Origin of the sequence: Paraburkholderia terrae (genome assembly GCF_002902925.1) — a bacterium.
Taxonomy (GTDB): Bacteria; Pseudomonadota; Gammaproteobacteria; order Burkholderiales; family Burkholderiaceae; genus Paraburkholderia; species Paraburkholderia terrae.
This window is the reverse complement of the sequence record NZ_CP026112.1, coordinates 848,162-869,023: the sequence shown is the minus strand read 5'-3', so window position 1 is coordinate 869,023 and position 20,862 is coordinate 848,162. Positions and strand designations below refer to the sequence as shown.

The 20,862-nt window shown below is 63.1% G+C and carries 19 protein-coding genes; 13 read left to right on the top strand and 6 right to left on the bottom strand.

Annotated elements, in window-relative coordinates:
• Positions 1 to 41: 41 nt before the first annotated feature.
• The 4 genes from C2L65_RS20105 (at position 42) to C2L65_RS20090 (ending at position 4,082) form a co-directional block, all read left to right on the top strand.
• Positions 42 to 473, top strand: coding sequence for a hypothetical protein (locus C2L65_RS20105; RefSeq protein ID WP_042311175.1), 432 nt, complete (start codon positions 42 to 44; stop codon positions 471 to 473).
• 188 nt (positions 474 to 661) lie between these two features.
• Complete coding sequence (locus C2L65_RS20100) at positions 662 to 1,738, top strand: ligase-associated DNA damage response exonuclease (RefSeq protein ID WP_042311176.1); 1,077 nt, start codon at positions 662 to 664, stop codon at positions 1,736 to 1,738.
• Positions 1,735 to 3,426, top strand: coding sequence for an ATP-dependent DNA ligase (locus tag C2L65_RS20095; protein ID WP_042311177.1), 1,692 nt, complete (start codon positions 1,735 to 1,737; stop codon positions 3,424 to 3,426). Before C2L65_RS20100 ends, C2L65_RS20095 begins: the two co-directional genes overlap by 4 nt.
• Positions 3,427 to 3,500: 74 nt before the next feature.
• On the top strand, positions 3,501 to 4,082 hold the full coding sequence (locus C2L65_RS20090) for a TetR/AcrR family transcriptional regulator (protein ID WP_042311178.1): 582 nt from the start codon (positions 3,501 to 3,503) through the stop codon (positions 4,080 to 4,082).
• Here C2L65_RS20090 and C2L65_RS20085 read toward each other — a convergent pair.
• Positions 4,079 to 4,897 carry a class I SAM-dependent methyltransferase gene (locus tag C2L65_RS20085; RefSeq protein WP_208647216.1) on the bottom strand — a complete coding sequence of 273 codons (819 nt, stop codon included), beginning with the start codon at positions 4,895 to 4,897 and terminating at the stop codon, positions 4,079 to 4,081. The genes C2L65_RS20090 and C2L65_RS20085 overlap by 4 nt on opposite strands.
• 193 nt (positions 4,898 to 5,090) lie before the next feature.
• Between C2L65_RS20085 and C2L65_RS20080 the strand changes: the two genes are divergently transcribed.
• The 5 genes from C2L65_RS20080 to C2L65_RS20060 all read left to right on the top strand — a co-directional run bounded on the left by C2L65_RS20080 (position 5,091) and on the right by C2L65_RS20060 (position 10,430).
• A complete protein-coding gene (locus C2L65_RS20080) occupies positions 5,091 to 5,417 on the top strand; it encodes a DUF190 domain-containing protein (protein ID WP_042311187.1) in 327 nt (108 codons plus the stop codon).
• A gap of 102 nt (positions 5,418 to 5,519) precedes the next feature.
• On the top strand, positions 5,520 to 5,909 hold the full coding sequence (locus C2L65_RS20075) for a hypothetical protein (protein ID WP_042311179.1): 390 nt from the start codon (positions 5,520 to 5,522) through the stop codon (positions 5,907 to 5,909).
• Positions 5,910 to 5,939: 30 nt separating this feature from the next.
• The gene (locus C2L65_RS20070; RefSeq protein ID WP_042311180.1) at positions 5,940 to 6,308 is read left to right on the top strand and encodes a DUF190 domain-containing protein; all 369 of its coding nucleotides are present in this window, start codon (positions 5,940 to 5,942) and stop codon (positions 6,306 to 6,308) included.
• Between the two features lie 1,232 nt (positions 6,309 to 7,540).
• The gene (locus tag C2L65_RS20065) at positions 7,541 to 8,950 is read left to right on the top strand and encodes an MFS transporter (RefSeq protein ID WP_042311188.1); all 1,410 of its coding nucleotides are present in this window, start codon (positions 7,541 to 7,543) and stop codon (positions 8,948 to 8,950) included.
• Between the two features lie 898 nt (positions 8,951 to 9,848).
• Positions 9,849 to 10,430, top strand: coding sequence for a peroxidase-related enzyme (locus C2L65_RS20060; RefSeq protein WP_042311191.1), 582 nt, complete (start codon positions 9,849 to 9,851; stop codon positions 10,428 to 10,430).
• A 16-nt stretch (positions 10,431 to 10,446) separates the two neighbouring features.
• Here C2L65_RS20060 and C2L65_RS20055 read toward each other — a convergent pair whose 3' ends face one another.
• Positions 10,447 to 13,281 carry a sensor domain-containing phosphodiesterase gene (locus C2L65_RS20055; RefSeq protein WP_042311193.1) on the bottom strand — a complete coding sequence of 945 codons (2,835 nt, stop codon included), beginning with the start codon at positions 13,279 to 13,281 and terminating at the stop codon, positions 10,447 to 10,449.
• A 262-nt stretch (positions 13,282 to 13,543) separates the two neighbouring features.
• On the opposite strand from C2L65_RS20055, the gene C2L65_RS20050 reads away from it, so the two are divergent.
• Positions 13,544 to 14,086: a cupin domain-containing protein gene (locus tag C2L65_RS20050; RefSeq protein WP_042311195.1), complete on the top strand. Its 543-nt coding sequence runs from the start codon at positions 13,544 to 13,546 to the stop codon at positions 14,084 to 14,086.
• Between the two features lie 39 nt (positions 14,087 to 14,125).
• On the opposite strand, the gene C2L65_RS20045 is transcribed toward C2L65_RS20050, so the two are convergent.
• From C2L65_RS20045 to C2L65_RS20030, 4 genes are all read right to left on the bottom strand, one after another.
• Positions 14,126 to 15,004 carry an ABC transporter permease gene (locus C2L65_RS20045; RefSeq protein ID WP_042311197.1) on the bottom strand — a complete coding sequence of 293 codons (879 nt, stop codon included), beginning with the start codon at positions 15,002 to 15,004 and terminating at the stop codon, positions 14,126 to 14,128.
• Positions 15,001 to 15,837 carry an ABC transporter ATP-binding protein gene (locus C2L65_RS20040; protein WP_042311199.1) on the bottom strand — a complete coding sequence of 279 codons (837 nt, stop codon included), beginning with the start codon at positions 15,835 to 15,837 and terminating at the stop codon, positions 15,001 to 15,003. Before C2L65_RS20040 ends, C2L65_RS20045 begins: the two co-directional genes overlap by 4 nt.
• A gap of 259 nt (positions 15,838 to 16,096) precedes the next feature.
• The gene (locus C2L65_RS20035) at positions 16,097 to 17,149 is read right to left on the bottom strand and encodes an ABC transporter substrate-binding protein (protein ID WP_042311201.1); all 1,053 of its coding nucleotides are present in this window, start codon (positions 17,147 to 17,149) and stop codon (positions 16,097 to 16,099) included.
• Positions 17,150 to 17,194: 45 nt separating this feature from the next.
• On the bottom strand, positions 17,195 to 18,067 hold the full coding sequence (locus C2L65_RS20030) for a TauD/TfdA dioxygenase family protein (RefSeq protein WP_042311202.1): 873 nt from the start codon (positions 18,065 to 18,067) through the stop codon (positions 17,195 to 17,197).
• 357 nt (positions 18,068 to 18,424) lie between these two features.
• On the opposite strand from C2L65_RS20030, the gene C2L65_RS20025 reads away from it, so the two are divergent.
• The 3 genes from C2L65_RS20025 to C2L65_RS20015 all read left to right on the top strand — a co-directional run bounded on the left by C2L65_RS20025 (position 18,425) and on the right by C2L65_RS20015 (position 20,803).
• Entirely contained in the window at positions 18,425 to 18,871 is a 447-nt protein-coding gene (locus C2L65_RS20025; RefSeq protein ID WP_042311204.1) for a hypothetical protein, read from the top strand.
• 267 nt (positions 18,872 to 19,138) lie between these two features.
• Entirely contained in the window at positions 19,139 to 20,290 is a 1,152-nt protein-coding gene (locus C2L65_RS20020; RefSeq protein ID WP_042311207.1) for a porin, read from the top strand.
• A 213-nt stretch (positions 20,291 to 20,503) separates the two neighbouring features.
• Positions 20,504 to 20,803 carry a DUF4148 domain-containing protein gene (locus tag C2L65_RS20015; protein WP_042311244.1) on the top strand — a complete coding sequence of 100 codons (300 nt, stop codon included), beginning with the start codon at positions 20,504 to 20,506 and terminating at the stop codon, positions 20,801 to 20,803.
• Positions 20,804 to 20,862 lie beyond the last annotated feature (59 nt).

Sequence of the window (20,862 nt, the reverse complement as noted above, 5' to 3'; positions counted from 1 at the left end):
CACCGACTCGTGAAGATCAAACCATTTTGGGAGGTTCGACCATGAATCGCACGATGAAGAAGGTACTTGCTACTGCCCTGGTGATGGCTTTGTCCGGCGGTGTCTATGCGCAAGGCGCAGGCGGCGGCGCTGGAGCGGGTGGCGGCGGCGCGGCTGGCGGCGGTAATGGCGCTGGCGGCGGTTCGTCCGGCAACGGCGTAGGCGCGGGTGGCGGCAACACGGGTGGCGCAGGCGGCGTGGCAACGCCAGGCGCAGGCGTGAACCGCATGCAGCGCGGCAGCACGAACGACAGCGGCTACGGCACGCCAGGCACGACCGCGACAGGCGGCGGCGCTGGCACAGGTACGGGCTCGACGCCGAACAGCGCGGGCATGAACCGTTCAAACAACGGCACGATGCAGCAACGGGGCACCATGCAGCAGAACGGCACGATGCAACCGGGCACGAACGGCACGAATCAGGGCGGCCAGTGATGCCCTTCGAATCGTAGAAAGCGACCGCTGTTCACGCGCCCCGGCGTCATCTCGACGCCGGGGCGCTTTACGTTTCCTGCGGCCCGCTTCGGTAGACGCGCGCGATGAACTTCCGCCGTATCGCGCGAGTCCATTGATGCACAGGCGCACGCCTGCAGACATCGCGTGGCCCTTCGCGGAGACAAGCTTTGAGCCCACAGACCGACCTGATAGTCGCGCGTCCCGAAGGCCTGTACTGCCCGCCAGGCGACTTCCATATCGATCCGTGGCGGCCCGTCGAGCGCGCGGTCATCACACATGCGCATGCCGATCACGCGCGCTTCGGGCATCGCCGTTATCTCGCCGCCGAACCCGGCGCGCTCGTGCTGCAGTCGCGGCTACCGGGCATCGCGTTGCAGACGCTCGCGTATGGCGAGCGCATCACGATCAACGGCGTCGACGTGTCGCTGCATCCGGCGGGACATGTGCTGGGCTCGGCGCAGGTGCGCGTGGAATATCGCGGCGAAGTGTGGGTCGCATCCGGCGACTACAAGCTCGACGCCGATCCCACTTGCGCGCCGTTCGAGCCCGTGCGCTGCGACACCTTCATCACCGAGTCCACCTTCGGCCTGCCCATCTACCGCTGGGACGCGCCGCAAACGGTGTTCGACGGCATCGACAGCTGGTGGCGTCACAACGCGGCCACGGGCCGCGCTTCCGTGCTGTTCTGCTATTCGTTCGGCAAGGCGCAGCATATTCTCGCGGGCGTCGATTCGGGCATCGGCCCGATCTTCTGTCACGGCGCCGTCGATCCGCTGAATCGCGCGTATCGCGCAGCGGGTGTTGCCCTGCCGCCCGTGCGCCTCGTCAGCGAGATTCCCTCGAAGAACAAAGAGGCCTTCCGACAGGCGCTCGTGATCGCGCCGCCGTCCGCGCAAGGCAGCGCATGGCTGCGGCGCTTCGGCGAATACAGCGACGCGTTCGCGTCGGGCTGGATGCGTCTGCGCGGCACGCGCCGGCGGCGCGGCGTCGATCGCGGCTTCGTGCTGTCCGATCATGCCGACTGGCCCGGCCTGCAAACGGCCATCGCCGCGACGGGCGCACAGCGCGTGATCGTCACACACGGACAGGTCGAACCGATGGTGCGCTGGCTGCGTGAGCAAGGCCTCGAAGCGGGCGCGTTCGCGACCGAGTATGGCGACGATGCAATCGAAGCGGATGCTGCAGCGGCCAGCGAGGGCGAACCTGCAATGAACGCCGACGCATCGACGCCCGACGCATCATGAAGCGCTTCGCCACGCTCTATACCGCGCTCGACGCCACGACATCGACGCGCGACAAGCTCGATGCGCTGATCACCTATTTCCACGCCGCGCCGCCCGAAGACGCCGCGTGGGCGTCATATTTTCTGGCGGGCGGCAAGCCGCGCCAGTCGGTGCCGACGCGTCTGCTGACCAACATCGCGCGGACCCGCGCCGGCCTGCCCGAGTGGTTGTTCGAAGAGTCGTATCAGGCCGTCGGCGATCTCGCGGAGACCATCGCGCATGTCTTGCCGCCCGCCGCGCGCACGTCGGAGCTTGGCCTCACGCAGTGGATCGAGGAACGCATCCTGACGCTGCGCGGCGCGTCGCCGGACGCGCTGCGCGAACGGCTCGTCGCGTACTGGGACGAACTCGACTGGAGCGGCCGCTTTCTGTTGACGAAGCTGATCGGCGGCGGCTTTCGCGTCGGCGTGGCGCGGCAGCTCGTGGTGCGCGCGCTCGCCGATGTGGCGGGCGTCGATCACAAGCTGATCGCGCAGCGCATGGTCGGCTGGACCGATTCGAGCCAGCCGCCCGACGCCGCGCGCTATCTGCGCCTGATCGCGCCCGCGCCCTCCGGCGACGGAAGCGCTGATGCGCAAACCGCACAAATCCGCCATGAAAGCGAACTCGGCCTGCCCTATCCGTTCTTTCTTGCGCATCCGTTGCAGGTCGACCCCGCGACGCTCGGCGATCCGTCGTCGTGGTTCGCCGAATGGAAGTGGGACGGCATCCGCGCGCAAGTGGTGAAACGCGATGGCCGCGTGTGGGTATGGTCGCGCGGCGAAGACCTGATCACGGACCGCTTCCCGGAAGTCGTCGCGCTGGGCGAGACGCTGCCCGACGGCACCGTGCTCGACGGCGAAATACTCGCGTGGGAACCGGGCGCGCTCGCGCCGCTGCCATTCGCGCGGCTGCAACCGCGCATCACGCGCAAGTCGCTGACGAAGCGCGTGCTCGCCGAATCGCCCGCGACCTTTCTCGCGTACGACCTGCTCGAAGCGAACGGTGACGATCTGCGAATGCAACCGCTGCACGAGCGGCGCGCGCGGCTCGATGCACTGGGCGCGACGCTTGCGGACACGCTCGCGAAAGATCTGCTGCGCGTATCGCCGCTCGTCGACGCGGGCGACTGGAACACGCTTGCGACGATGCGCGACGAGAGCCGCGCACGCGGCGTCGAAGGTCTGATGCTGAAGGAGCGCGCGTCGATGTATGGCGTGGGGCGAACCAAGGCGTCGGGCACCTGGTGGAAGTGGAAGATCGACCCCTATGCCGTCGATGCCGTGCTGATCTACGCGCAACACGGCCACGGCCGACGCGCGAGCCTTTATACGGATTTCACGTTCGCCGTCTGGGACGAGGCCGACGGCGTGCGCACGCTCGTGCCCTTCGCGAAGGCATATTCAGGCCTCACCGACGAGGAGATGCGCGAGGTCGATGCCATCGTGCGCAAGACCACCGTCGAAAAGTTCGGCCCGGTGCGCAGTGTCACGCCAACGCTCGTGTTCGAACTCGGCTTCGAAGGCATTCAGGCGAGTCCGCGCCACAAGTCGGGCGTGGCCGTGCGCTTTCCCCGCATGCTGCGCTGGCGCACCGACAAGCACATCGACGACGCCGACACGCTCGCGACGCTCAAAGGTTTCATCGACGAACGCGAACGCGCACGTTGATGTCCGCATTTTTGTGCATTCTAGCCAATGGTGTCAAAATACGGTTTTGGGCATTTCCAGGACCGAGGCAAACCATGGCAGGAGTTCGTCAGTTCAATGAAGACGACGCTTTCGCGCACGCGCTGGACGTCTTCTGGCGCAAAGGCTTTCGCGCCACGTCGATGCTGGACCTCGCCGAAGCGACGGGCGTGCAGCGCGGCTCGCTGTACAACGCATACGGCGACAAGGAAGAGATCTTCATGCGCGTGTTCGAACGCTATGCGCAGCGTTTCGTCGCGGACGCGCGCAAGGCACTCGACAAGCCTGATCTGCATGACGCGCTGACCTCGTTCTTCACGTTCGCGATCCGCTCGATCTCGCAGGGCACGCCCACGCGCGGCTGTCTGTCGACGAAAACGGCCGTCGAGATCGAACCCGACTCGCCGCGTCCGCGCGAGGCGTTGCAGGCCATGCTCGATGCGCTCGAAGCGGCCCTGCTGAGCGTGCTCGACACGAAAGAAGGACGCGCGCAATTGACGCTGCCGCCACAGCAGGCGGCAAACCTGATCGTGACGACGACGCGCGGCATCGCGGTGATGGAACGCGTCTACGGCGATCCGAAGAAGCTCAGGCAGACAGCGTTCGCACTCGTCGACGTGCTGGTGCGCAAGCACTAACCGATTCGCTTCAACCGATACGCGTACGTCACATAAGGCACGGTTACCGTATCGTGCGCGGCCAGCGCCGGCTCCGTCGCGATCAGCGCGCGCACCTCGCGCTCAACTTGCGCCCATTCTTCGGGCGGCAACGCGAGAATGAAGCTCGTCGAGTGTACGCGCGTCACGATCACATCTTCGACGGGTCCCGTGTGCCCGTGCGGCATGTGCCGCTCTTCCAGATCACCGAAACCCTCGGCCGGGAACACGTTGCGCCATTCGCCCGTGTGATAGCGCGGCGCATCGCCTTCGCGCGCATTGACGATCGCGTCGAGCCGCTCGACCCACGGCACGCGCGCATCGCGCACGTTCCACACGAGCCCGAGATGGCCGCCCGGTTTCAGCACGCGGCGAATCTCGGCGAGCGCAGCGGGCGTCGCGAACCAGTGAAACGACTGCGCACATAGCACGGCGTCGACGGATGCGTCGTCGAGCGGCATGCGCTGCGCAGTGCCATCGCGCACATCGACTTGCGGCAGCGCAGCGGCGATTTTTTCGCGCATTTGCGCAACGGGTTCGACGGCGATCACGCTTGCGCCCGTTTCGACCAGACGCGGCGTGAACTTGCCCGTGCCCGCGCCGAGATCGACGGCCGACTTGCCCGGCCCGAGCGCCAGGTCGCCTTTCAGCCAGCCTGCCAGTTCCGGCGGATAGTCTGGGCGGCCCTTCGCATAGGTATTCGCGCCCTTCGTGTAGCCTTCCGACGCGGCGTGATGTACGTGTGGCGTTGGCGTTTGGTCGGTCATATCGGTGATCTCAGTATCGAAGCTCTTCATTGTGAACGATCCATTTACGCGCGAGCAAATGATCATGTTCATGACGCACCGCCGCATCGATTGGAGGCCGCCTCGTGCCGTAATCATGACCATTCGCAAGGCAAACGGGCATCGCTCTTGCGAGACTGTCGCGCGCGCGTTCACAGCGCGATAATGGTTCTTGCACGACAGCGCACAGCGCATGGAGGTCGGCATGCAAGGCAGCCAGCTCACCGTGTTCGCGGCCACGACCGGCCCGCGCAAGCACCATCAGACGACAGTCGGCTGGATACTCGACGAAGCGCGGCAAGCGGGCATCCATGGCGCGACGGTCGTCGAGGTCAGCGAATGCGTGGACGTGCATGGCAAATATCACGCGGCGCGCTTTGTCGAACTTGCCGATCAGCCTGTCGCCATCACGCTCGCGGGAGAAAGCGAGCGCGTCGATGCGCTGCTCGACCGCCTGCGGCAAGGCAGCGTGCCGCTCTTCTATACGCGCTGCGCCGTCGATTACGAGGTGCTCGGCAGCGGTGTCCCGTGAAAGCGCGTAATCTGCTTCACGTCTGACGCACACAGCGACGCACACGCTGACCGATCCACGCGCTAGCGGTGCAACGCGAATCCGGGCGACAGGAGAAACGCGATGAAAACAGAGCCAAGACTCTTGCATGATGTCGGACTGTTCGATGCGGTGTTCGCTTACGTTCAGGACAAGGACCCCACGGTACACGCGGGCGCGATGTTCGGTTGCCCGGCTGCGTTCGTCGGCTCGAATCTCGCGTTTTGCGTGTACGGCAGCGGCATCGGCATCAAGCTGCCCGCCGAACGCGCGGCGCAGCTGGTGGACACAGGCCGCGCGTTCGCCTTCCAGCCGTATGGCCGCTCGGCGATGCGCGAATGGGTCGAGATACGGATAACGCGCGAGCGCGTCGGAGAGATCGCCTCGGTGCTGATCGAAGCGGTCGAATATGCGCGGCATCACGTGAGCCATGCGGGCGCCAGGGCGCCGTCGGCTTCGGCGTCGCGGGCCTAGCGGGTTGGCATCCAGCGTGCGAGCGTCACGATGAACGGCTGTCAATTGACTTTCTTCACTGAGCGCAACCGGCGGCACAGGCATCAGACCGTGTGCGAATGGCTGCTGCACGAGGCGCGCGGGCTTGGGATTCGCGGCGCGACGGTGGTGAGTTGCGCGCAGGGCGTTGGGCATGCGGGGGCTCTTCATGCTGCGCATGCGCTTTCGCTCGGCGACCAGCCGCAGCAGGTGATTCTCGCGACCACGGACGCTGAGGCGGATCGTCTGCTCGAGATTGTGCGTGCGGCGAATGTTCATGTGTTTTTTACTCGCATGCCGGTGGAGTTTGGGTGGATTGGCGGGGATGAGGCGGACGGGCCGGATAAGCATCACGGGTTGTTCAGCCGTCACGGGAGTTGATTCGCTACTGCGGGTGGTCTTTGCTGGTATCTGCTGGCGCCTACGCGGCGCAGGCGTTGCCCCTGTGCGGGGCGGCACCTACTTCTGGTTGTCTGCGACGCCGGTTTGGTTTGCTTTGTGGTTTCGCTGGCATCCGCGATTACGTTAGCGTGCTTCAAGCGTCGCCCCTGTGCGGGGCAGTATCGGCTTTGTCTGCGACGGCTGGTTTGGTTTGCTTTGTGGTTTCGCTGGCATCCGCGATTTGTTAGCGTGCTTCAGGCGTCGCCCCTGTGCGGGGCGGTATCGGCTTTGTCTGCGACGGCTGGTTTGGTTTGCTTTGTGTTTTCGCTGGCATCCGCGTTTTGTTATCTAGCTTCACGCGTCGCCCCTGTGCGGGGCGGCACCTACTTTTCTTTGCCGCCGCAAAGAAAAGTAGGCAAAAGAAAGCGGCTAACACCGCCAACATTTCTTCTTGCCTGAGGGCCCCCAACCGGTCTTACGCTTCACTCGGTAACGTCCTTGTTCGCGTGTGTTGCCAACGCTTCGAATGAACGCCTCACCCGCTTCAAACACCCGCACAAGGGCAAGCGGCAGCGAATGGTATCTGCCGCCCAGGTGGCAAACTGTGTGTAGGCCCCTTGTGCTCCACACGCATCACTTCGGACCGATAGCGCACGCCTCGATGTAAGAGCGCCGAGCTATACACCGCAACAACCTACACACAGTTTGCCACCTGGGCGGCGGTGGACTACCTGGCACGGCATGATGCAACGCGGGTGCGTGAAGCGGGTGAGGCGCACCGCAAGAGCGCTGGCAACGAACGTGGATCACGTGGTTGCCGTGCGAAGCGTAAGACCCGTTGGGGGCCCTCAGGCAAGCGCAAGGACTGGCGGTGTTAGCCGCTTTCTTTTGCCTACTTTTCTTTGCGGCGGCAAAGAAAAGTAGGTGCCGCCCCGCACAGGGGCGACGCGTGAAGCACGCTAACAAATCGCGGATGCCAGCAAAAACACAAAGCAAACCAAACTGGCCGCGCGCACGAAGACACCGCATACGCCGCATAGGCGCAACAACGCATGCCAGCACAAAGCCAAATCCCGAGATCACTTACCCCGCACAGCGCTCATTACGAGTAGATAACCCATGCCGACGGCAGCCATCCCTGCCCACTGAAAATCCAGTTGTAACCACAACGTCATGGCATTTGCCCGACTGGCTATGCAATAATCAACGTTCACTTACATCGCTCGCCGCCCGTGCTGCTTGCCATCAAGGCTTTTATCGCTCCCGTCATCGTCGCCTGCGCGATGTTCATGGAGAGCGTCGATGCGAATGTCATCGTCACTGCGCTGCCTGAAATGGCGCGCGCCTTCGGCCGGGACCCCGTCACGCTGAAAATCGCCGTCACCAGCTACGTGCTCGGGCTCGGCGTGTTCATTCCCGTCTGCGGATGGCTGGCCGACCGTTTCGGCGCGCGCTCGGTGTTCCGCACGGCAATCGGCATCTTCGTGGTCGGCTCGCTGGCGTGCGCGGCGTCGACATCACTCGCGACATTCACGGTCGCGCGCTTCATACAGGGCGTGGGCGGCGCGATGATGGTGCCCGTCGGACGGATCATCATCTTCCGCGTGGTGGAGCGTTCCGAGTACATACGCGCGATGAACTACCTGAGCGTGCCCGCGATGCTCGGACCCGCGGCGGGGCCGCTGCTAGGCGGCTTCATCACGACGTATCTGCATTGGCGGCTGATTTTCTTCATCAACATTCCCGTCGGCATTCTGGGCATCTGGCTCACCAACAAATACATCAAGAACACGCGCGAGCCGCATCCGGGTCCGCTCGACTGGGTGGGTTTCGTATTGTCGGCGGGCGGCGCGTCGCTGTTTCTGCTCGGGCTTTCGCTCACCGACGGCGAACTGGCTACGGGCACGACAGCCACCGTGATGACGGTGATCGGCGCTGTGATGCTTGGCATCTACGTGCTGTATGCGCGGCGTGTCGAACGTCCGTTGCTCGATTTGCGGTTTTTTCGCGTGCCGACGTTTCAGGCTAGCGTGCTGGGTGGATCGCTGTTTCGTATCGGGCTTGGTGCTGTGCCGTTTTTGCTGCCGCTTGTGCTGCAGGAAGGGCTTGGGATGAGCGCGTTCGAATCGGGGTTGATTACGTGTGCCTCGGCGTTTGGTGGCATGTTCATGCGGACGCTCGCTGCCACTGTCTTGCGGCGCTGGGGGTTTCGCACTGTGCTGATGTATAACGCGGCGTATTCGGGTATTGCCATTGCGGCGTGCGGTGCGTTTTTTCCTGGGACGCCGACTTGGTTGATCTGGGTCATCGTGCTGCTTGGTGGGTTCTTTCCTGCTTTGCAGTTTACGAGTTTGAACTCGATGACTTATGCGGAGATTGAAAGCCGTGATGTGGGTCGGGCGACTAGCCTCGGCAGTGTTGTGCAGCAGATTTCTCTTGGGCTTGGGGTTACCGTTGCGGGGATTGTTTTATCGATTACTCGCGCTGTGCATGGGCATGCTGCGCTGCAGTGGTCGGATTTCTGGCCCGCGTTTGTTGTGGTTGGGCTTTGTTCGTTTGCTTCGATTCTTGTTACCAGGAGGTTGTCGGCTAATGCTGGGGATGAGATTGTGAGGGGGAAGAGAGAGGTCACCACGAAGTAGGTTTTTTGTTGTCTGCGACGCTGGTCGGTGTTTGTGCTTGCATCCGCGTTTGCGTTTTCTCGGCGCGGCCGGTTTGGGTATGCTTGTCGTTTCGCTGGCATCCGCGCGCTATGCCTTCGTGGTCCACGCGTCGCCCTCGACGGGGCGGCATGTCTTCTCGCTGGTATCCGCGTTTTGCCTTTTCGCTGGCATCCGCGATTTGTTAGCGTGCTTCACGCGTCGCCCCTGTGCGGGGCGGCACCTACTTTTCTTTGCCGCCGCAAAGAAAAGTAGGCAAAAGAAAGCGGCTAACACCGCCAACATTTCTTCTTGCCTGAGGGCCCCCAAAGGGTCTTACGCCTCACACGGCAATCACGTGACCCATGTTCGTTGCCAGCGCTCTTGCTGTGCGCATCACCCGCTTCACGCACCTGCATTACAGTATGCCGTGCCAGATAGTCCACCGCCGCCCAGGTGGCAAACTGTGTGTAGGCCGTAGTGCCACACACGCCCCACTCCGGACCGATTGCGCACGCCTCCCACCCGGTAAGAGCGCCACGTTATACGATGCGATAACCTACACACAGTTTGCCACCTGGGCGGCACATACCATTCGCTGCCGCTTGCCGGAGTACGGGTATTCGAAGCGGGTGAGGCGCTCATTCGAAGCGTTGGCAACCAGCACCGACCAGGGCACTGCCGTGTGAAGCGTGGGGCCGTTGGGGGCCCGTGGACAAGAACACGGGCTAGCGGTGTGAGCCGCTTTCTTTTGCCTACTTTTCTTTGCGGCGGCAAAGAAAAGTAGGTGCCGCCCCGCACAGGGGCGACGCGTGAACGGCAAACACCGCGGCGCGGATGCCAGCGCAAACCCGAAGCAAACCACCCAGCGTCGCAGACATATAGAAAAGGAGCCACTGCAATGCCAGAAACTACGATCAGCCGATACCCAGTCCCGACCCCGGGTGAATGGCCCGACGACATCCGCGCGCGGATACTGGAAGTCCAAGCCAAAGCGGGCTTCGTCCCAAACGTCTTCCTGACACTGGCCCACCGCCCGGACGAATTCCGTGCCTTCTTCGCCTACCACGACGCCCTGATGTTAAAAGAAGGCGGCCTCACCAAAGGCGAGCGCGAAATGATCGTAGTCGCAACGAGCGCCGTGAACAACTGCCTCTACTGCGTAGTAGCGCACGGCGCAATCCTTCGCATCTACGAAAAGCAACCGTTGCTAGCGGATCAACTAGCCGTGAATCACCGCAAAGCCGACATCACCCCACGCCAAAAAGCGATGCTAGATTTCGCGCTAAAGGTATGCCGCGACTCGGCATCCATCATCGACGAAGATTTCAGCACCCTGCGCACGCACGGCTTCAACGACGACGACATCTGGGACATCACAGCAATTACAGCATTCTTCGGCCTGTCGAACCGCATGGCCAACGTCATCTCGATGCGCCCCAACGACGAGTTCTATCTGATGGGCCGCATCCCGCGCGAATAGAAGACAGCCGGGAGCACTACTGCTCCATCGCCCGCGACCGCGGCGCCAGCGGCGACGACATCAGCGCTTCCAGCGACATCGGCCGCGCCAGGTGATACCCCTGCCCGTGCGCTGCGCCGATCGTGCGCAACAGTTCGAGCGTCGGCTGATCCTCGATACCCTCCGCGACCACCGTCAGCTCCAGCGATTCCGCCATCCGCACGATTGCGCGCACGATCGCGCGGCTGCGCGCGCTCTGCGTCAATTCGAGCACGAACGACTTGTCGATCTTCAAACCGCTGAATCGATACTGGTGTACATAGCTCAATGAAGAAAAGCCCGTGCCAAAATCGTCGAGCACGACGCACATGCCGTTGTCCGCAAGGCTTTGCATCGTCGTGCGCGCAAGGTCCGGCTCGGCAACGAGCGCGCCTTCCGTCAGTTCGAGCGAAATGCGCGAAGGATGCACGCCATAACGCTTCAACAGCTCAAGCAGTTCGTCCGCAAACTCGGGGCGCGTGATGCTGTAGCTCGACAGATTCACCTGCACGGGCGGCCAGTCGATATGCTCCGGCTGCGCGAGAATCTCCGCCACGCGCGTGAGCATATACATGTCCAGACGACCGATCAGCTTCAACCCGTCCACCGCGGGCAAGAAACGCCCCGGCGCCCAGACCTCGCCGTTCGGCTGCTGCCAGCGAATCAATGCCTCCAGCGCGACCAGCTGGCCGCTGCCGATATCGACGATAGGCTGGAAATACGGCACCAGCTCGTCATCGCGCTTGAGCGCATTGCGCAGTGCGCCCTCCGTTTCGATCTGATCCGACAGCTCGCGGCGCATCTGGTGGTTGAACACCGCGAAGCTGTCGCGGCCGCGATTCTTCACGCGGTACATCGCGGCATCGGCGTCGCGCAGCAGGTCGGCGGGCTCGCGGTGATGCGCGCTGTCCGCGCTCACCACGCCGACGCTGCATGACGTGAACACCGTCTGCTCGCCGATGTTGAACGGCGTATCGAAGGCCGCAAGAATGCGCTCTGCAAGCGACAGCACCGTTTGCAGGTTCGCGCCCGGCACCACGACAGCGAACTCGTCGCCGCCCAGACGCGCGAGCAGATCGTCGCGCCGCAAGCATTCGCGCAGACGCCCGGCCACGTCGACGAGCAATGCATCGCCGAACAGATGGCCGAGGCTGTCGTTGACCACCTTGAAGCGGTCGAGGTCGATGAACAGCACCGACAACGGATCGCCGCGCTTGCTATAGCCATGCCACGCCGCCTCGAGCCGCTCGTACAGATGCGAGCGGTTCGGCAGGCCCGTCAGCGCGTCGTGATAGTTCTCGTGCAACAGCCGCGCGTTGGCCGCGTCGAGTTCCTGGGTGCGCGCCAGCACGCGCGCTTCGAGTTCGAGATTCGCCGCATGCTGCGCTTCCGCGACGCGCCGCCGCGACAGCGCCGTATCGATGTGGCGCGACACGAAGGTCAGCAGTTCCTGATCGCGCCTGTCGTAACGCACGCTCGACGAATAGCTCTGCACGACGAGCACGCCGCGCACCACGCTGCCGTCGAAGAGCGGCACGCCAAGCCACGAGCGCAAGCGGATGTTCTCGCTGTCCAGCTTGATCTCGCCCGCCTCGACGAGACGCACGGCGTCGCTGGTGTCGAGCAGGCAAGGCACGCGCTGGCGGATCACATACTCGGTCAGCCCGCGCTCGTGGCGACGAGGTATGGGCACATCGTGCTGCGTTTCGTCGATGTAATACGGAAACGACACTTCCGCCGTCGCGGGTTCGAACAGCGCGATATAGAAGTTCTTCGCATACAGCAGCCCGCCGACGATCGCATGCAGGCTGCGAAAGAACTTGCCGATATCGACGGATTGACTCGACAGCTCGGCGATTTCGAATAGCGCTGCCTGCAGGTGCTGGGCGCGCTCGCGCTCGGCGATTTCCGCGCGCAGCGTGTCGTTCAGCCGCGACAGTTCGGCCGTGCGGCGCGCCACTTCGGCTTCGAGGCCGACGCGGTGCAGAATGCGGTCGAGCGCCATCGCCACGTGCCGGGCGACGACGAGAAACAGCGCGCGGTCCTCGGCGCTATAGATGCGCGACGCGTCGTAGACCTGCATCGTCACCATGCCGAACACCTCGTCCGAGGCGTTTTTCAGCGGCGCGCCCATCCAGAACTTCGGCCGGTGCCCGACGCAGTAAAAGCGCCCCGTCGCGGCCGCGTCGACGATGCCCTTCTCGTCGATCAGCAGCGGCTGGCCCGTGGTGAGCACGTAACCCGTAAGTGACAGGCGCGCGGGGTCGACCATGTCCATGTGATTTGTATCGACGGCTTCGGTGTCGATCAGGTCGATGTAATACGGATACGTGACGGCGCCCGTTTCGCCGTCGTAGAGCGCGAGATAGAAGTTCTCCGCGTCGATCAGCGTGCCGAGACGTTCGTGGATGGCCTGCAGAAACTCGCCGCGCTCGCTGATCGAACTGGCGAGATACGCGATGTCGTACAGCACGCGCTGCACGTTTTGCGCGCGCACCAGCGCGTCGGCCTGCATCTGTTCGCCGATTGCGCGTGCGAGCGCGGTAAAGGCCGGATCCGATGCGAACGACGCGGGCGCGAGCAGCCATCCGAGCGCGAGGTCGCTGCGGCCCGTCGGCCACGCGAACCAGCCGCGCTCGACGCAGGCGTCGTGCAGCATCGCGGGCACGATTGTGCGCGGCCAGTCGAAGCGCGTCGCGCCTTCGCGCACCAGTTCGAGATGCTGGCCCGCGCGATACCACGCCCAAGGCACGCCGAGCGCCTCCACCGCGCGCGCCGCCTCGTCGATCGATTTCGCTCCCGTCCCGCCTGCCGACAGATCGGCATTCCACATAAATCAGCCCTCGTGCCGTCCCGTGATTGTTTTGCGCCTCGAACCGTTATATCGACGTAAGCAACAGCAAACTTAATGTATCTGGCCCGCAAAAAAAATGCCTCAAGCACACGAAAACGTTTGCTTGAAGATTTTTCGGATGCGGTTTTGCCCTGATTGCTACGGAATGGGATTTGCTGTTTACCTGACGTCCGCGCCGCTCATGCGAGGCAGTCTTTCGCTTCGCATGCACGGCGCATCAGCGTCAGTTCGAGGAGCAGACATGCAAGCACATATGAGGGACGCGGTACACGCGGACGTATTCCGGCTCGGTCCGCGCGACTGGGTGCCGAATAATGCGCATCTCCCCGTCATCCTGTATCGGGACGTGTTCGACGGCGACGGCTCAGGCGGCGGTGAGCGGCTCGCCGACGCATTCGAAGCGATGTTCCAGCGCAACGGCTGGCCGCCGAAATGGCGCAACGGCATCTTCGACTATCACCATTTCCATTCGTCGGCGCATGAAGTGCTGGGAATCGCCGGGGGCGCGGCGGATGTGATCTTGGGCGGCCCGGGCGGCCGTGTCGTGCATCTGGAAGCGGGCGACGTGATCCTGCTGCCGGCCGGCACCGGGCATTGCCTCGAATCGTCGAGCGGGCCGCTCAATGTGATCGGCGCGTATCCGCCGGGCCAGCAATGGGACATCCGCCGCGACGCATTGACGGGGAAGGAACGCGCCGCGATGGAAACCCTGCCGTTTCCGCACAGCGACCCTGTGCGCGGCGCACAGGGTCCGTTGATCGAGCACTGGCTGAACGAGGCGTAAGCGTTGTCAGCGCCGGCGTTGCATCGTCATGGTGCAGCGTCAGTGCTGCACACCCCAGCGGCGCACGGTCACGCGTTCCAGCGTGTCGAACACCAGATGTTCCACGAGCAGGCCGATCGCGATGACGGCGGCGAGTCCCGCGAACACGCGGTCGGTGTAGAGTTCGTTGCGGTTCTGGAAGATGTACCAGCCGAGTCCGCCGTTGCCGCTGCTCGCGCCGAACACGAGTTCGGCGGCGATCAGCGTGCGCCACGCGAAGGCCCAGCCGACCCGCAGGCCCGCGAGGATCGACGGCAGCGCGGCGGGCACGAGGATCAGCACGACATGTCGCAAGCCCGTCAGGCCATAGTTGCGGCCCGCCATCCGCAAGGTCGCGGGCACCGCGCGAAAACCCGAGTACGTGTTGAGCGCAAGCGGCCACAGCACGGCATGCACGAGCACGAACAGCAGGCTGCCCGTGCCGAGGCCGAACCACAGCAACGCGAGCGGCAGCAACGCGATCGACGGCAACGGATTGAACATCGCGGTCAGCATCGACAGCAGATCGCGGCCGATGCGAGTCGACACGGCAAGCGAAGTCAGCACGAACGCGAGCGCGACACCGAGCAGGTAGCCGCGCAGCAGCACCGACATCGACACGGCTGTTTTCTGCAGCAGTTCGCCCGACACAATGCCTTGCACGAATGCCAGGAACGTCGCGCCGAAGGTCGGCAGCAGCAGATCGTTGTTGATTGCGCGCGCAGCGATTTCCCAAATGGCGATCAGCACGATCGCGATGATCGTCTTGCTCAGCCACGACTGGTTCGCAAGGCGCCGCGCGAGCGGCAACGGCGCTTCGACGGCGAGATCGCCGACGGGTTCGAGCGGGCGCTCGTATTCGGCCCGCACGGGCGGCAACAAGGTGGAAGGCGTGCTCATCGGGCGGACTCCGTCTCTTCGAACAGCAACCGATGGATCTGCGCGACGCGATGCTGGAAGTCGCTGCGGCCCAAGCTGTCCTGCGTGTACTGGTGGCTGTTGAGTTCGGCGCGCACGCGCCCCGGGTGCGGCGACAGCAGCAGAATCCGGCTGCCGACAATCAGCGCTTCCTCGATTGAATGCGTGACGAACAGCAGCGTGAAGCGCACTTCTTCCCACAGGCGCAGCAACTCTTCCTGCATCTTGCGGCGCGTGAGCGCATCGAGCGCGGCGAACGGCTCGTCCATCAGCAGCACGCGCGGCTGCATCGCGAGCGCGCGCGCAATCGCGACGCGCTGCTTCATGCCGCCCGATAGCGTGTGCGGATACGCATCGGCGAACTGCGCAAGGCCGACCTTGTCGAGATAATGCTGCGCACGTTCTTTCGCCTCTGCACGGCTCAGCTTCTTTGCCGCGCGCAAGGGAAATGCAATGTTCTCCAGCACCGTCTTCCACGGCGGCAACTGATCGAACTCCTGGAACACGACGATGCGATCCGCGCCTGGCTCGCGCACCGTTTCACCGTCGAGCGTGATCGTGCCCGAGGCAGGCTTGATGAATCCGCCGACGGCTTTCAGCAACGTCGACTTGCCGCAGCCCGACGGGCCGAGCAGCACGAAACGGTCGCCGCCGTAGACGTCGAAGCTGACGTCGTGCGTGGCGCGCACCACGCGCTCGCGCGTGCGGTATTCGAGGCTCACACGATCGACGGCAAGCAGGCGGCTCGAATGCGCCGGCTCGCTTGCCTGCGTCGCGGCAGGTTCAGGGAAAAGCACGGAAGGATTCGCGACCATTAACGCGCTCCTTTGAGTTGAACTGCGTGCGAAATGACTTTCACAATGACGACACCGCATAAGCAAAACGACAACATACGGTGAGCCTCCGCAAAGACCAACCAATGAATGTAGATATTCAATGCGCTGTGATGCATAAGCGCCGTAAATCGCGCTATGACCGCCGTCGCATCTTGTTTAGCGTCGTCATTTCATTCGCGCTGGAAACGAAAAAACCCGCTGAAATAGCGGGTTTTTTGTGTATCGAATGTGGCAGCGGTCAGCTTCCGGCCGCCGTCGCCGGGTCGTCAAAGAAGTAGTCTTTCCACGACTTCGGTTCGTTGCGGATCGCGCCGACGCGATACATGAACTGCGCAAGCGCGAACGTGTTTTGCGGCGCGACCTTGAATTGCACCTGCGGATTGCGGATCACCGAGAGCAGCAGATTGCGATCCGTCTTCGCCTGATTCACGCGAATGTAGATATCGGCGGCGGCTTCCGGATTCGCCGTGACGAATTGCGCGGCATCGGCAAGCCCGTTGACGAACGCGCGATACGTCTTCGGGTTCTCGCTACGGAATTTCTCTGTCGCATAGAGCACGGTCGCCGAACTCGGTCCGCCCAGCACGTCGTATGAATTCAGCACAATATGCGCTTTCGGATTCGCGGCCAGTTCCTGTTCCTGGAACGGCGGATTGCCGAAGTGCCCCGTAATCTCCGTGCCGCCCGCAATGATCGCAGCCGCAGCATCGGGATGCGGCACGGCTTGCGTGAGCTTGTCGAGACGGTTGTATTCCTTGTCGCCCCAACGCTTCGCGGCCGCGAACTGCAGCACGCGCGACTGCACCGAAACCGTGACGGCCGGCAGCGCGATGCGGTCCTTGTCGGTGAAGTCAGCAATCGTCTTCACGTTTGGGTTATTCGACACGAGGTAATACGGCAGATTGCCAAGCGACGCGACGCCCTTCACATTCTGCTTGCCGTGCGTGCGATCCCAGATGGTGAGCAAGGGGCCGACGCCTGCGCCCGCAACGTCGACCGAGCCGGACAGCAGCGCATCGTTCACGGCAGAACCGCCCGACAGCTTCACCCAATCGACCTTGATGTCGAGCCCTTCCTTGTGCCCTTCTTTCTCGATGAACTTCTGGTCGCGTGCGACGTTCAGCAACAGATAGACGATGCCGAACTGTTCGGCAACACGGATCTGGCCTTCAGCGTGCGCGTCGAGCGACACACCGAGACTGGTTGCGCCGAGCGACAACGCGAGCATCGTCGAAACGAAACGGCGAGCGAAAGACGGCCGCGCCGCGGCCGGGCGAAATGAAAACTGCATCGGAACTCCGAGTGTCGGAAAACGGGAATGAGGACTGCGCGCGGATCAGAACGGCGCGTTGCCTTCGATCGTCGTGCGATACAGCTTGCGGCGCAGATGATCGGGCGTGCCTGCCGCGAGATGCATCAGCGAGCGGTTGTCCCAGAACACGAGATCGTGCTCCGCCCACTGATGACGATAGATATGTTCGTCGCGCACGCTATGCGCAAACAGCGCTTCGAGCAACTCGCGGCTTTCATCTTCGGGCAGGCCGACGATATGCGTCGTGAAATGCTCGCTGACGAACAGCGCCTTGCGGCCCGTTTCCGGGTGCGTACGCACGATGGGATGCACGACGGGCTTCACTTCGGCGATCTGCTCGGCCGACAGATTCGGCCGCCACGGGCTGCGCTTTTGCAGTTCCGCATATTTGGCGAGGTACGTGTGCTCCGCCGAGCGTCCCTCGACGGCCTTGCGCAAATGCTCGGGCAGCGTGTCCCACGCCAGATGCATGTTCGCGAACAGCGTGTCGCCGCCTTCCGAAGGCAGTTCCTGCGCGTGCAGCAGCGAGCCGAGACTCGGCTTTTCCTTGTACGAGAGGTCCGAATGCCAGAAGTGGCCGGCGTCGCCGAGTCCGATCGGCTGACCGTTCTCGCGAATGTTCGACACGATCAGCACTTCGGGATGACCGGGCAACTGAAACTGGTGCAGCACATGAATCTGCAGCGGCCCAAAACGGCGGCTGAAGTCGATGTGCTGCGCGGGCGTGATCTGCTGATCGCGAAACACCAGCACGTGATAGTCGAGATGCGCGCGGTGAATGCGCGCGAAATCTTCGGCGGAAAGCGGCTGGTTCAGATCGAGGCCGAGGACTTCGGCGCCGACGGGCGCATTGAACGGAACGATTTCGAGCGGTCGGCGCGCGCCGGCCGATTGCACGCGCGGCGCGGCGTGTTGAGAGGACGAAACAGTGGTTGTCACGCTGAATGTTCTTTGTAGGGTTGCAACGATGGAGTCAATCTACGGCCAGCGTACGGGTGCGTCAACGAAGCAAATCCCATACTCATATCTGCTTTAGCGATAAACGGTTGGCTAGCCTGGAGAGCCGCGCTTTCTGATTTCGCGCAATTTTGCGCGGCCTCTTCGCCATGCTCGCGCAACTTTCAGAGACGGTTGCGTTGGGTGGCCGCATAGTGGCATCGCGCGCTAGCGCACAGACGATGGCTGACGTGCGTGACAAGTTCGGGCTACCATCAGGGACCGGCCACTGCCGGCTCAGGGTCTCGCGCCAGTTCCATGACAAAGGATTGCATCCACTCGATTGCCGTGCTGGCCGCCCTCGGAGCGGGACTCTGCTGCGCACCCGCGCATGCGCTCGAACTCGACGGGCAACTCGTCTGCAAGACCGACGCGCACACCTTCATTCAGCCGCTGCTCGACGATGAATACATCGACCCGAATCCGATGCGGGTCGAATCCAATTCGGTCAACGCATTCCGCCCGAAGCGCGGCCGCGATCTCACGGCGTTCGGCTTTCACGTCTACGCCGTGCTCGGCTATCAGCGCGACGACGCGATCTTCCGGCAAGGAAGCGGCAAGGCAGAAGCCGATTCGATCTATGGCGTGGTCGTGTCGGGTCCTTCGGAGTCGGTGCGCGTGCGTGTGCAACAGTCGGGCAGCGAAGCAACCGTCAAACAGGTGTTGCCTTTCATACTGACAGCGATCGTGTGCAGCGCCGGCTGAGACTGTTGTAATTCGCCCAAACGGTGCACGCTGCCATCAAACGGAAATCCCCTCCCAGCTAATCTCATCCGCGCAATTCATGCGTAGCGGGTTGATCGCGCGCCGCTTCACGGCGAACTTTCCAGCGATTGTTTCGATTTGATGACTCTTTCCTGCGATATGGCGCAAGAGTCTGCTGCAGCAACACGGCGTTAAATCGGACCCCGCGTTTTCCTATACTCGCCAGGCTGTTTTTCACTCATTGTCTGGAATAGCTGGAGCTCAACCATGAAAAGAATTCCCGCCGCAGTTGCGGTGCTCGGCGCATTGGCCGCAACGGGCGCGCACGCGCAAAGCTCGGTCACGCTGTACGGCATCATCGACGCGGGCCTGATGTACACCAACAACGTGCAAAAGAGCGGCACGAGCGGCGCGCTGTTTCAGGCGACGAGCGGCACCATCAACGGCAGCCGCTTCGGCCTGCGCGGCGCTGAAGATCTGGGCGGCGGCTACAAGGCGATCTTCGTGCTCGAAAACGGCTTCAACGTGCAGAACGGCACGCTCGGCCAGCACAGCCGTCTGTTCGGCCGTCAGGCGTATGTGGGCCTCGCCAGCGCCAACTACGGCCAGCTCACGCTGGGCCGTCAGTACGATTCGCTGGTCGACTTCGTCGCGCCGCTGTCGGGCACGGCAGGCACGTTCGGCGACACGGGCTTCGCTCACCCGTTCGACAACGACAACCTCAACCATTCGATCCGGATGAGCAACGCAGTCAAGTACACGAGCAGCAACTACGCGGGCTTCAAGTTCGGCGCGTTGTACGCGTTCTCGAACAGCACGGACTTCGCGATCAACCGCGCGTACAGCGCGGGTGCGAGCTACCAGTGGGGTCCGTTGAACGTCGCGGCCGGCTATTTGCAGATCAACGGCTCGAACAGCACGACGAACACGGGCGGCGCAGTCGATACGGCTGAATCGGCGGCAAACGGGATTGGCGGCTTCCAGGTCGGCGCGGGCGTCGAGCGCGTGTTCGGCGCGGGCATCAACTACGCATTCGGTCCCGCGACGGTCGGCTTCGTCTACACGAACAGCCACTATCAGCAAACCAACGCGTTCGCGATGACGAACGGCTCGATGCACTTCGACAACTATGAACTGAACGCCAAGTATCAGTTCACGCCCGCCATCACGTTCGGCATCACCGACACCTACACCGACGGTCACATCAGCGGCTCGCCGACGTTCGGTTCCGATCCGAAGTTCAACCAGGTCAATGCGCAGGCCATCTACGCATTCTCGAAGCGCACGGACGTGTACGCCGAAGCGATGTATCAGCACGCCATCGGACAGCACTACGTCGCGTTCATCAACACGTCGGGCGGCGCGTCGTCGACGGCCAACCAGGTTGTCGCGACGATTGGCATGCGTCACCGCTTCTAAAGCGTCACAGCTTCAACTATCGGGATTTGCGTTTCGAAGCCCGCCGCGTTCTGCGCGGCGGGCTTTTTTCGTGCGCGTCACGCCCCATCGTTCTGCGAGACGGAAGGCTGCCTTCCAGATACGGCCGTTTTTCTCCACGCGGGCGATCCGTAGACTTGTTTTGCCGGCTCATGCAACACCGCCGGCATCCTCGGATCGCTATTGGAGAACGTCTTGAAGTCCACAGTTGCCGCCGCTGTCGCCATGTTGGCAGCGGCCTTGCTCGCCGCCGCACCCGCCCTTACGCAAGCGCAGGAACCCAGCACTCGCCTCACGCGCGCTCAGGTCCGCCAGGAACTCGCCGATCTCGCGTCCGTCGGCTACCAGGCTGGAGGTGGCGAAGACCCGACTTATCCGTCGAAGGTGCAGGACGCGATGCAGCGGCTCGCTGCCAAACGCGCCGCCGAATCGGCGTATGGCGCGGGCACGTCGGGTTCGTCGCAGACGGGCGCGGGGCATCCTGCCGCGCAGTAATGTTTGGATTAGCGCAGTGCCGCGTAATTGCGCGGCACTCTCGCGCGTTGTGGGCGCTG